Source organism: Enterovibrio nigricans DSM 22720, assembly GCF_900167155.1.
In the GTDB taxonomy this organism is placed as follows: domain Bacteria; phylum Pseudomonadota; class Gammaproteobacteria; order Enterobacterales; family Vibrionaceae; genus Enterovibrio; species Enterovibrio nigricans.
The window spans coordinates 1-11776 of record NZ_FUXU01000098.1; the positions used below are offsets into that span (position 1 = coordinate 1).

The following is an 11776-nucleotide window of genomic DNA, read 5'->3' on the forward strand; positions in this document are numbered from 1 at the left end:
TCAGTATATTGCTTAAGAACCGAACAACTTTAGGCTGCCATGTCTTCCAACCGAATTAAGCAACAAAGCCAGGTACCAACAGTACTTCTTAGCTGACCAATGGTTTGATTCGCATCTCGGCCAAGACGTGACAGCTCATTCGTCCCTTCATCTGATGCTTTGACATTCAAATCACCACCGGCCAACTTACGCATCACATCTTGCAGTTCTAGCAATGGCTTCACTATCACGCCAGACATCCACCAGCCGAAGAGCATTGCGACGATCATGGCGCCTGACATGGCTACCCCTGCCGTCATGATCATCTGATCAGCTTCAACGTCAGACGCCTTAAGGTCCTTTTCTACCAACGGATTTATAAACAATGAGAGTGCATTGATGTCTTCCATCATATCTGCACCCTTGGCGCGATATTCACTCACCATCGCGTTGTATCGGACTTCTTCAAGCTCTTGATTAAAATAAGATAAAATTGTGGGCTTCGCTTGACGCTGAGTATAACGAGAATATTCACTGACACTGGTTTCAATGCGCGAAGCCAGATCACGTAACGCAACCGTTTGTGACAACTCACGCGTGATCGTCATCGCTTCACGGCTCAGTTTCGCCACGTTTGCGTCCATTTCTTTCGCACGTTGCTCGTCGTAAATACCGTAAATAGCTTCGACACGCATCGCCCAAGCAAGATCAGCCAGCTTGGTAACCTTGTCTTTATCTGCAGCAGCTTGTCGAGCAGTGTTACTCACAGATTCAATGGCAGACTCCACCTCGTATTTCGCAAAAAATAGTACCGAGAAAGTTGCGACAACCAACATAGCGATGGGAATCAATATTTGATATCGAATGGAAATATTTTTTAATGACATTTATGAAAGGAGCCTTGCACGGTTAAATAGGTCTAAAATCGCGCACATTATGAGACTTAGATCAAAAAAACAACCTCCTTTTCGAAATAAAACTATGCAACATGCCTACTTTTATTGACCGCCAATTAACCGTCACTCTTGTCAAAAAATAGTCTCAAGTAACTACTTGATAAACATGGCCTTCATGCTCTCTGGGGTAATTCCCCTTCGCCAAATGTTCACATTGACGTTTTAGAAAAAATAAAAAAAAAGGGCGCCCTATCAGCACCCTTTAATATCCGATTGTTTGCCTGACATATTATTCCGACAAACTTCCTACCAGATCTTCAATATCTTCATGTTTATCATTGGTAGAAAGCCAAACCATATACAGCTCATTCGCCATTGCAGGGCTGTCTTTCACACAGTGAAGTTGACCGGCTTCAATCCACGGTTGCGCGACTGTCGAAGGTAAGAAACCGACGCCACCTCGATTCAATAGAAATCGCAAGGCGGCCTGACAACCATGGCTATGTAACACTGGTGTGCGTTGAAGTGCAGGAATACGGCCATGCTCAACGCCAAAGCGGGTACCCCAGTCCAAGTACACCAACGGCAATTCGGCGATGGAGTCCATATCTTGGTCTGGCATGTTAGATACCAACACTAATTCGAAACTCGTCAAACGCATTTGCTGCATGTCCGCCAATTTAGGCGGCTCACTCGTCAGCACAACATCGACAATTTTCTCAAGCAAGGTATTTGAGATCTGTTGGCGGCTCAATGACTCGGTTCGCAATGCCCAATCCGGCTTCACTGCTTGAACCTGTTCAAGCCATTCGTTACAGCTTTCCATCTCCCAAATAACAGACGCAGCACCCACGGTTAACTGCTGCTGATACGAGCCAGTTAGGGCGACATCTTGGCGCGCGCGCCCCCACGTTTGTAAGATGGTTTCCGCGTAGGGCACAAATCGCTCACCGGCAGCGGTAAGGCGTAAATCGCCGCGCTTACGCGTAAAGACAGGGGTGCCCAGTTTTATTTCAAGCTGACGGATACGGAAGCTTACCGCAGACTGTGTAAGGTATAAATTGGTCGCCGCTTTACCAAAGTGACGCGTTTTGTTCACTTCCAAAAAAGTACGTAGTAAATCGGTATCCATATCAGCATTAAATTAATATAAAAACATCAACTGGCGTTATGGGGTAAAACCTTGCTCTGGTCAAGGTGTAAAATGCGAAAACAACGACTTTGCCGCTCAGCTAGACAGTCAATTGAAGAAATCTTGAGCCACTGACGCATTGGTTTACGCCAAAATCTGGCTTACTCTTCCAGTTAGTCGGGAACAGATTGCTTAGAAGAAGAGAAGAAAAGTAGGTAACAAGCATGGCCAACACACCATCCTGCAATAAATTCCATCCATGCTGAAACGACAGAGCCAATCGCCGCAGACGCCCCCAGTAAAAATGTAGAGAGCAATAGCAGGTTTAGCACAAACGCCATCCTATTGTTGGCTTTGAAGCTTTGCCCCCAAAGTACGAACACGCCTAGCTTAATTAACGTGAACTGCTTGAGATAAATCCGATCCAAATACAGTGCTAACCATACACCCCAAGCGACACCTATCAAGGCATCTCCCCACATCAGCGCCATATCGCCTCCTCAATACTGCATAGGCTTTTTTGACAGTCTATGTGCAACTTGTTTAGCTATCTGTTCTAACAACGAGAATCACTTCACTTTCCTAATCACGCTTTGGGTAAGCGACGTTCTCAGTTTGAGCGGGGGACACATCACATTGGCGAAGCCGCGCATGGCAATGCTAAAAGGGGTGTTCTACTATGGCTAGTCAGTCCTTCATTGTGGCTTAAAAACAGCGGAAGTTTTTGGTTTATAGGAGATTATACGTGCGCATTTCAGCCCCTATCGTTGAATCATTAGATACCATCTTACCCGATGAGCCATTGCTCATGATGGGGGCCGGCCCCGTACCTATTCCAGCCAAAGTTGCCGCCGCCAATGGCATCGTGATCAACCACCTAGGTGACACAATGTCTCGTATCATTGAGCAAGTGAAGGCGATGTCTCGCTATGTCTTCCAAACCAATTCAACACACATACTTGGTGTTGCAGGGCCAGGATCAGCCGCCATGGAAATGGCGATTGCAAATCTCGTTATTCCTGACGATACCGTGCTGTCTGTAACAAACGGTTTCTTTAGCGGTCGATTGGCGGAAATGGCGGAACGCGTCGGTGGAAATGTCGAGAGACTGCCCCTTGAAGAAGGCCAATCAGCCTCCCCGGAAGCGGTCAAAAAAGCACTCAATGACTATCAGCCACAAGTGCTGACTATCGTTCAAGGAGAAACCTCTAATACGGTGTGCAACACCGCCCTTCCCGAGATTTGTCGTCTCGCCAAAGAAGCAGGATGCTTAGTCATCGTTGACGCTGTTTGTACGCTTAGCACCATGCCACTTAACATGGACTACTGGGGTGTTGATGCGGTGATCACTGGCGGGCAAAAAGGACTGAGTTGTATCCCCGGCGTTTCACTTGTCGCATTTTCTGAAGCAGCTTGGACCAAAATTGAAGAACGCAAAGACACACTTAAACACTGGTGTTTAGATGCCAAGCTGGCGGATAAATTTTGGTACCAAAGTTCGTATCATTACACCGCGCCAGTGTCCGGCATAATGGCGATTCATGAAGCATTGAGGTTGGTCTGTGAGGAAACGCTTGAAGCCCGCTTTGACCGACATTTAAAATGCTCTAAAGCCTTGCAAGCGGGCATCGAAGGGCTGGGACTTTCACTTTTCACACACGGGGCTTCTTGTCTCAACTCTGTTGTCGGGATCCATGTTCCAAAAGGGTTGGCACAAAAAGCCATCCTCTCCCACATTTCACAGCAATACAAAGTTGAAATCTCTGGCTCATTCGGTCTGGATATTATTCGTATCGGACAAATGGGTGAGCAATGCCGGGTCCACAACATTTTCCGCACCCTCCATGCATTGGGCTCAACCATTCAGGCGCTGGGTGGACACGCGAATCTGCCGCAAGGCGTGGCCATGCTGGAAAAAGCGCTGCAAGATTTCGAGCCACAGTTTTCGTAACGTAACAGTTTTCATACCGTAATATACGGGCACCACCGCGTTGCCCGATTATTCCCTTTAGTAGATTTCGCTACGGTCAACGCTGACTCGCTCATTCTCCCACAACACCGCAAACGCATGACTGGCAGAAGCGTCAACTTCCGGGCCACCAAGACGAATATATTCCCCATCCGCATCATAGGCATGATCCACCTCGATCCGCGCGATCTCGCTGCGATACATAAAGCGCCCTAAATTCGTGACTGCATTTTTCACCGGCATAGAATGCGTAATGTTCTCCCCGAGAAAATACAAACAAAAACAACGAGAGAGCATGAGAAGTTCAGTATCGGAGAGAGGGGGGGGGCGAATTTTCGCTATCGTCCTCTGTTGCATTCGACAGGGCATCCTGTTTTGAAACCTGATACTCATTCATGAAGACAATAAGATCCGCATCCGCTCCGGCATAGCGCTCGGTTTCACGCTGAAAACAGTCCAAGTGAAACGCCATATCACCGTAATACGGTGAAGAGCTCGTGCCCATCCCCACTACTTCGCTTTCTAAGCCAAGTTCAATACCAACCTCAGACAAAAAATCATGAACAGACAGCGTCATGTTGTCCTTTTCGTTTTTCACTAAGGTCACAAATTTTGAGTCATATAGGATTTTGGGGTTCGCCATATCCTCAAAGAAATACGACTTCAAATTGACGCTGGCCGACACCTTTCGCCGTTCCTTACCGACGACAAAATGAAACTTGGTCTTCTTAGTGAAAAAGTTATAACTCGGACGCTTGTAAATATCGAAGCGCACTTTTTCTCTGTGGCAGAACAGAAACAGCAAATTATCTTCAAGCCTATGGGTCATCTCATTTTTGAGGTTCGCGCGATAATCCACAATGTATTGGCTCAAAATACCCAACTCTGCCGAGAATCTCTCATCAACGAGCAAATCGCACCAAAACATACCAGAACCAATAAGGTCTGCATGCCAGTGGGTCTTTTCGACATGTCCGTTTACAGGCTTGAGTGCTTCCAAGCGTTACCTTTCTAAAATCAGAGAAATAGTTGCTAAAAGAGTAGCTTAAAATTGTCCGTTGCGCTCATTTCCACCCGACGATGGCAACCTTCAGGCACACGGGTTCTTCACTGGCATTATCAACAGTGCTTCGGGGTCGTAAAACGACAATTAGTAAGTCGTAATTACATAAATAATCCCCTATAAACCACGTCAATATTCCCCGTATACACGTAAACGAGTCCAACTCAGTCAGATTTAGGCTCTCCCCTGTTCGAAGGCGAAAGGAATCACAATGGATCAGTTGCCAATTAGGAATGTCGACACTGAAGCTTCCCAACATGAGCACGTGAAAACCATGCTCAAACGACGAATTTCCGATTACACGCTTGAGCAGCCTTTTTACAACAGCGAAGCGATATTCCAACTCGATATGGAAGAGATATTCGCGAAGGAATGGATTTTTGCGGGCATGACCTGCGAACTTCCCAAAAAAGGGAGTTTTATCACTGTCGATATCGGCCGAAATTCCGTCATTGTTGTTCGTGACAACAAAAATGAATTGCGTGCTTTCCACAATACTTGTCGTCATCGTGGTTCAAAAATTTGTCTCACTTCCCGCGGAAAAATGCCAAAACTCGTCTGCCCCTATCACCAGTGGGCATACGATCTTGATGGCTCGCTCGTTTTTGCTGGCAGTGACATGGGGGACGATTTCGACAAATCGGGGTTCTCATTGTCTACCGTCCATTGTCGTGCTGCAGGCGGATACATTTTCATTTGTCTTGCAGACACCCCACCTCCCATTGATGACTTTCTGAATGATTTGGCGTTTTACCTGGAGCCTTACGATCTCGACAATGCCAAAGTTGCCGTTCGAAGCGAAATAATAGAAAAAGCAAACTGGAAATTGGTGGTCGAAAACAACCGTGAGTGTTACCACTGCGAGAACTCCCATCCTGAGTTACTGAACTCCTTGTTGGAATGGGATGACAACAACGACCCACGCGCAACGCCAGAATTCATCGCCTTGGTCGAAAAAATGCAAGCCTTCTGGACAGAACTCGATATCCCGTTTAAATACCAGATGCGCTACAACAACCGAAACCGCATTGTCCGTACACCGTTAAAAGAAGGCACCTATTCGATGACAATGGATGGACAGGTTGCCAGCAAAAAGTTACTCGGTCGGGTGACGTCTCCCGATTTAGGCGCGTTGCGGATTTTACACCTCCCAAATTCATGGAATCACGGCATGGGCGACAATCTAATCGCCTTTCAAATACTGCCTGTCAGCCCACAAGAAACCAAAGTCATCACTCGTTGGCTTGTACATAAAGACGCGAAAGAGGGCGTAGATTACGACCCCGACAACCTACGCCAAGTGTGGGATGCCACCAATGCGCAAGATCGCACTCTGTCTGAAAACAACCAATTAGGCGTGAACTCAATCGGTTATCGCCCAGGCCCTTACTCCAAAACCTATGAATTTGGCGTGATCAACTTCGTCAATTGGTACTGCGAGCGCCTTGAGGCCAACCTCAATAACTGACAGAAACACAATAGATAACGAGAGAATAAACCGCAGAGGAAACGCGAATGAATGAGCCTGACATCATTGCAGATAACAGCTTAAACCCCGTTAATACTCAAACTTGGGTAAACGGGCGTCACATCGTTCGCTGTGTCAAAGTCATTCAGGAGACGCATGATGTAAAAACCTTCTGCTTTATGAGCCAAACGCCCATCATGTTTTTTTTCAAGCCGGGACAATTTGTCACTCTTGAGCTGAATATTGGCGGCGAACAGGTGATGCGTAGCTATACCATGTCATCGTCACCATCAGTGCCTTACAGTTTTTCCATCACGGTAAAACGACAGAAACACGGATTGGTCTCTAACTGGCTTCACGATAACCTTCGTGTCGACGATGAACTTGCCGTGCATGGACCGATTGGCAACTTCAATTGCATGGACCACCCGACTGAAAAAGCCCTTTTTCTTTCCGGCTGTGTTGGCATCACACCCGTGATGTCGATGACGCGTTGGTGGTATGACACCAACAGTACCGTCGATATGAAATTCATTCACAGTGCACAAACGCCCAAAGACATCATTTTCCTCAAAGAGCTCGAACTGATGAGCTCTCGCATCGATAACTTTGATTTGTCCATTATCTGTGAGCGTTATGACATCGTAGAGAGCTGGCATGGCTATCAGGGTTTTCTTACACAACAGTTGCTGACGTTAATTGCGCCAGACGTTTTACAGCGCGAGATCTACTGTTGCGGGCCAGAGCCTTACATGAAAGCGGTACGACAGATGCTCTCGGACATAGGGTTCGACATGTCCCGCTATCACGAAGAAAGCTTTGGCGAAACACCACCCGATGCCATTGAAGAAGCTGAAGAGTCCGCAGAGTTAGCGCAAATTGCGGATGAACTGCCACAACCTGGCTTTTGCGTAGAATTCATCGAAGAAGGCATGTCTGTCACCGTATTGGAAACGGAAACTGTTCACACAGCCAGTACAAAACTGGGCATTCATGTTCCGAAAGCGTGCGGGATGGGAATTTGCGGATCGTGCAAAGTTAAACTGTTGTCTGGAAACGTGAACATGGAGCATAACGGCGGGATCAGTGAGGAAGAGATCGACGAGGGGTATATTTTAAGCTGTTGCAGTAAACCTATCGATGACGTTTCGATAGAAACCTGACACTTCATGTTTAAAAAATTAGACAGAGCTTAGCCCTAACAATGCGCTTACCAAAGCCTAACATTGGCATTGTGAAAATGAACCACAGTGTATTCGCTGCAGCAACTTTTCGAATCGACATTCCACAGGAAAGGAGACTTTGCAATGAATATGGTTCAATCACTACTTTTCGCTATCGCCATACTTTTCTCAGGCGCGACATTATCCACTGAAGTAGATAAAAAATGCACCGAAGGATCCGAGGCACCTGAATGCCAAATGAAAAAAAGTGATGATGATTCGTCGTCTTAATTTGGTTTAATGCAAAAAAGGCCCGCGGATAACCGCAGGCCTTTCTCATTCAACGCGTTGATGAGCATATCAGTCGCGCAGATAAATCATCCAATACCACATGCCGACAAACAGGCCGCCACCAATGATATTACCTAGTGTCACTGGCACTAAATTATTCACAATGAAATGGGTAAACGTCAGGTCAGCATAGTCAGCGATATTTGCACCTGTCATCGCCCAGAATGATTCTGGCGCAAAATACTTGATACCAATGGCCATAGGGACTTGGAACATATTCGCAATACAGTGCTCGAAACCGGAAGAGACAAACATCGCAACAGGTAAAATCATCACCAAAATTTTATCGGTCAGCGTGCGGCCACTGTATGACATCCATACTGCGATACAAACGAGCACATTACACATAATGCCGAGAGCCACTGCCTGAAAAAAGCCATGATGCAGTTTGTGTTGAGCAATGTTCATAGCATTGATGCCTACTTGCCCTTTGCCAAACATGTATTGCTGAGCGACCAGCATACAAATAACCAGCAACACAGCGCCAACTAAATTACCGCTATAAACCACAGCCCAGTTTTTAAACAGTGCTTTCCAAGAAATTTTGCCGTTTGCTCGCGCAACCAATGTCAGTACTGAACTGGTGAATAGCTCGCCGCCCGTGATAATGACAAGAATGAGACCCAAACTGAATGCCATGCCACCCACAAAACGCGCCATACCCCATGCCATATCACCCGCACCTGTGGTGACCGTGGTATAGAAAATAAATGCGATACCAATATGGATACCGGCAGAGATAGCCAGCAAGAAGGATTTGTGTGGATCTTTGGTGGCTTTCGCAACACCAATCTCAGCTGCACGCTCCGCGATCTGTGGCGGTGGCAGCGAATCGAACTGCGTAAAATTCATGGGGCATTTGCACTATTAAAGAACTGGAGGGCGCGGATAATCTCTCCTTTTCCAGACTTTTTCAAGGGCTAATTTTGACCAATTTCACCCAAAAAGTGTGCGGTACGTCAAACTAAGATTTCATGTCATAAATTCAATCAAACGCTTGCAAGTAGAGAGGAAAAATCATATCGCGAGGCATTGGCAAAGTTGGAGCATCGGAGTGTAAAACATTGAGACAGTTAGAGGTGTAAAGGAAGCCGCCTTCGATCAGCGGCTTCCCAATGGCGAATTGCTTACATCACTCTAAATTTACGAATCAATGTATTCAGCTCGACCACTTTGGTATCGAGGGCTGCAATTCGCTGCGCACTTTGTTCTGCACGTGACAAAGATTGCGCTGAAATATCACTGATTGCAGTAATGTCCGTCGCTATCTCGCGCGTCACTGCTGTTTGCTCTTCAGCCGCAGTAGCGATAGAACTCACCATACCTTGCAACGATTCCGAACCACGCACGATGTTTTCCAGCGCTTTAATTGCGTTTTCGCTTTGCATAACGCCCACTTCAACCAACTGACAGTTTTCTTCTGTTCTGTTAACGGTATCTCGGGTGCCGTCCTGAATCGCCTGAATGATCTTGGCCACTTCCTGCGTCGCTTTAGTGGTACGTTCCGCCAGAGCGCGAACTTCATCCGCAACGACCGCAAAACCGCGACCAAACTCCCCCGCACGTGCAGCCTCAATCGCCGCGTTCAATGCTAGCAAGTTCGTTTGTTCCGCAATGCTTTGAATAACCTTAATCACTTGCCCAACTTCTTCACTGTGGTGGCCCAGTTGCTGAACAGCAGAAGACATATCCTGCATTTGCACCGATACCTGCTCGATACTGTTGACCATCTCGCCAATCACAAGGCGACCCTCACGGGCTGAATCTTCTGCACGCTTAGCTTCGTCGTAAGTCGATGTACCTTGGCGCGCAACTTCCGAGATAGTGAGGCTTAACTCTTCAGATGCCGTCGCAATCAATGTCGCCTTCTCTGCTTGAACAGAGGCTCCAGATACCACGTCTTTACCGATTTCCGCCAACGCTTTCGCCGAAGAATGCACATCCTCCGTCACTTGGGAGATGGAGCCAATTAGCTCCACCAAAGCACGTTGCATGGTATTCACTGAATAAGACAAACTGGCCAGTTCATCATTCGAATCATCAACAATCTCTTCGCTGGAAAGTTCACCGTTGGCAATCTTTTGCGCTGCTTCATCCAAACGGGTCAGTCTAGTCGTAATAGACGAAGAAAGGACATAGGCAATCAGGGAGGCCAATGCGATAGCAGCGAGAGAAACACTTACAGCCAGCATTTTTATAGAACGAAGGGTTTCAACCAGTCCGGTGAGACCAGCATGCATCTCTTCTTGTTCAGCAGCAGAGACCACGTCAAGTATATCTTCAATAGGTTGTAGGTCATTCATATACAAAACACGAAGGTCTTTCACCAAGGCTTGCCTGCTATAATCAGAACCGATTTTGGTTTTGATGTCCGCATTAAATGCCGAGATAAAGTTCTTCATGTGCGCTTCTATTGCAAGCAGGCTTTGGTAACCCTCCGAATCTGGCGATTCCATCGATTTAGCATCCGCCAATACCGCCTCAAACTCTCTGCGGTTGGACGACAAATCTGACAATGCGCCTTCAACACCGGTCACCGCCCCCATAGCATCACGATAAACATCCCCGGCTTCGTCAACCATAACGAGAAAAGCAACCGCTTCAGGAACATCATCGTTTTGAATATCCATGCTGATTTTTTGCAGTACATACAGTTCATAAGTGACGAATGCGACCATCGCCACAAACAATCCCAGAATTCCACCAAACCCCAGATACAGCTTTTTGCTCACACTCAAACTACGAAGCACAGAATATCCTTACAGCCCTATGATTTTAGCGTTCATTGTATCTTATCTGTATCCATTTGATTTAATAACTTTTTAGTCACTATAACCGTACGCTATATAACGTTTTCGCGTTTATTGCCACAGAGGCCGCAAGTAGCCTGACTTCTTACAATTACGCAACAGGAGCGGCATTGGAAAGGTGAACGCCAAAGGGCCGACTTTTAAAGCCATCACAGCGTTAGAGCGCGAGATGCGCGGGGGAAGAGAAGAGCTAACAGAATGCGAATTTTTGACTCAAGAGATAAGCAGCTTGCGGGGCAAGCTGCTTGTACTTAAACGTCTTCTTTCAATCCTTTTATTATTTCCTTAGTAGTAAGGAAATCAATTCATGTTCTAGCTCTTTCGAGTTATCTCCATTGAAGGACTTGATAATCAATGAACCTAATAACATTGATACCACAGGGTTAATATCACTGTCTTCGACCATTTTTTCGACTATCGCTGCGAGTGTCTTATCGCCGTGAAGACCGAAGCTTGGCTGCGCAACAAATGATTGCGCATGAATAAAGTAGTTATTGGGATCATATTTGTTCTTTATGGCTTGTAACCTTGCTACATAGCTCTCGCTAAAATACAAATTTTGGGCTGCCGTGATACCAGGATTACTTCCCGCCACTTCCCCCGGAAGAAGATCGTGGCCCGTATTAATACCTAAAGCTCGGTCAGGGTAGTTAAAGTAACATCCTTCATAACTTGTACCCCATTCTGGAACACCACCAGATTCTTTATAAATTTCCTTATAGGCCGAATTTATCCATTCCACGAAGAACGTTTCTCGTTCTGATGCCTGTGACTCAATATTATCCAGCCAATAAGTTTGATATTGGAGTTTCAATTGCGAAGCACGAGCAGCAATTGCAGTGTTAGAATGGCTTTGTTGCTTAATTCGGTTGGAAGACATGGCAGCCTAAAGTTGTTCGGTTCTTAAGCAATATACTGAGTTTCAGGCATACCCAGTCCTGTAAG

At 46.4% G+C, this 11776-nt stretch carries 11 protein-coding genes; 3 read left to right on the top strand and 8 right to left on the bottom strand.

Features of this window, described 5'->3' with window-relative positions:
• Nucleotides 1-29: 29 nt before the first annotated feature.
• The 3 genes from B5D35_RS20560 to B5D35_RS20570 all read right to left on the bottom strand — a co-directional run bounded on the left by B5D35_RS20560 (nt 30) and on the right by B5D35_RS20570 (nt 2498).
• On the bottom strand, nt 30-866 hold the full coding sequence (locus B5D35_RS20560) for a HAMP domain-containing protein (protein ID WP_078754363.1): 837 nt from the start codon (nt 864-866) through the stop codon (nt 30-32).
• A gap of 298 nt (nt 867-1164) precedes the next feature.
• Complete coding sequence (locus B5D35_RS20565; RefSeq protein ID WP_078754364.1) at nt 1165-2007, bottom strand: LysR family transcriptional regulator; 843 nt, start codon at nt 2005-2007, stop codon at nt 1165-1167.
• Between the two features lie 173 nt (nt 2008-2180).
• The gene (locus B5D35_RS20570) at nt 2181-2498 is read right to left on the bottom strand and encodes a hypothetical protein (RefSeq protein WP_078754365.1); all 318 of its coding nucleotides are present in this window, start codon (nt 2496-2498) and stop codon (nt 2181-2183) included.
• Nucleotides 2499-2752: 254 nt separating this feature from the next.
• Between B5D35_RS20570 and B5D35_RS20575 the strand changes: the two genes are divergently transcribed.
• Complete coding sequence (locus B5D35_RS20575) at nt 2753-3958, top strand: pyridoxal-phosphate-dependent aminotransferase family protein (RefSeq protein ID WP_078754366.1); 1206 nt, start codon at nt 2753-2755, stop codon at nt 3956-3958.
• A gap of 57 nt (nt 3959-4015) precedes the next feature.
• On the opposite strand, the gene B5D35_RS25040 is transcribed toward B5D35_RS20575, so the two are convergent.
• Both B5D35_RS25040 and B5D35_RS20580 read right to left on the bottom strand, forming a co-directional pair.
• Nucleotides 4016-4273, bottom strand: a complete 258-nt coding sequence (locus tag B5D35_RS25040; protein ID WP_244556681.1) for a hypothetical protein — start codon at nt 4271-4273, stop codon at nt 4016-4018.
• Between the two features lie 7 nt (nt 4274-4280).
• Entirely contained in the window at nt 4281-4976 is a 696-nt protein-coding gene (locus B5D35_RS20580) for a hypothetical protein (protein ID WP_244556682.1), read from the bottom strand.
• A gap of 274 nt (nt 4977-5250) precedes the next feature.
• On the opposite strand from B5D35_RS20580, the gene B5D35_RS20585 reads away from it, so the two are divergent.
• On the top strand, nt 5251-6507 hold the full coding sequence (locus B5D35_RS20585) for an aromatic ring-hydroxylating oxygenase subunit alpha (protein ID WP_078754367.1): 1257 nt from the start codon (nt 5251-5253) through the stop codon (nt 6505-6507).
• 47 nt (nt 6508-6554) lie between these two features.
• Nucleotides 6555-7670: an FAD-binding oxidoreductase gene (locus B5D35_RS20590; protein ID WP_078754368.1), complete on the top strand. Its 1116-nt coding sequence runs from the start codon at nt 6555-6557 to the stop codon at nt 7668-7670.
• Between the two features lie 360 nt (nt 7671-8030).
• On the opposite strand, the gene focA is transcribed toward B5D35_RS20590, so the two are convergent.
• The 3 genes from focA to B5D35_RS20605 form a co-directional block, all read right to left on the bottom strand.
• Entirely contained in the window at nt 8031-8873 is an 843-nt protein-coding gene (gene focA, locus B5D35_RS20595; protein WP_078754369.1) for a formate transporter FocA, read from the bottom strand.
• A 275-nt stretch (nt 8874-9148) separates the two neighbouring features.
• Complete coding sequence (locus B5D35_RS20600; protein WP_078754371.1) at nt 9149-10699, bottom strand: methyl-accepting chemotaxis protein; 1551 nt, start codon at nt 10697-10699, stop codon at nt 9149-9151.
• Between the two features lie 409 nt (nt 10700-11108).
• Nucleotides 11109-11711, bottom strand: a complete 603-nt coding sequence (locus B5D35_RS20605) for a BBE domain-containing protein (protein WP_078754370.1) — start codon at nt 11709-11711, stop codon at nt 11109-11111.
• Nucleotides 11712-11776 lie beyond the last annotated feature (65 nt).

Coding starts and splice junctions, on each gene's coding strand:
- B5D35_RS20600 (WP_078754371.1), bottom strand. CDS start 10,699: ATGGTCGCATTCGTCACTTATGAACTGTATGTACTGCAAAAAATCAGC.
- focA (WP_078754369.1), bottom strand. CDS start 8,873: ATGAATTTTACGCAGTTCGATTCGCTGCCACCGCCACAGATCGCGGAG.
- B5D35_RS20570 (WP_078754365.1), bottom strand. CDS start 2,498: ATGGCGCTGATGTGGGGAGATGCCTTGATAGGTGTCGCTTGGGGTGTA.
- B5D35_RS20605 (WP_078754370.1), bottom strand. CDS start 11,711: ATGTCTTCCAACCGAATTAAGCAACAAAGCCATTCTAACACTGCAATT.
- B5D35_RS20560 (WP_078754363.1), bottom strand. CDS start 866: ATGTCATTAAAAAATATTTCCATTCGATATCAAATATTGATTCCCATC.
- B5D35_RS25040 (WP_244556681.1), bottom strand. CDS start 4,273: ATGCTCTCTCGTTGTTTTTGTTTGTATTTTCTCGGGGAGAACATTACG.
- B5D35_RS20585 (WP_078754367.1), top strand. CDS start 5,251: ATGGATCAGTTGCCAATTAGGAATGTCGACACTGAAGCTTCCCAACAT.
- B5D35_RS20565 (WP_078754364.1), bottom strand. CDS start 2,007: ATGGATACCGATTTACTACGTACTTTTTTGGAAGTGAACAAAACGCGT.
- B5D35_RS20590 (WP_078754368.1), top strand. CDS start 6,555: ATGAATGAGCCTGACATCATTGCAGATAACAGCTTAAACCCCGTTAAT.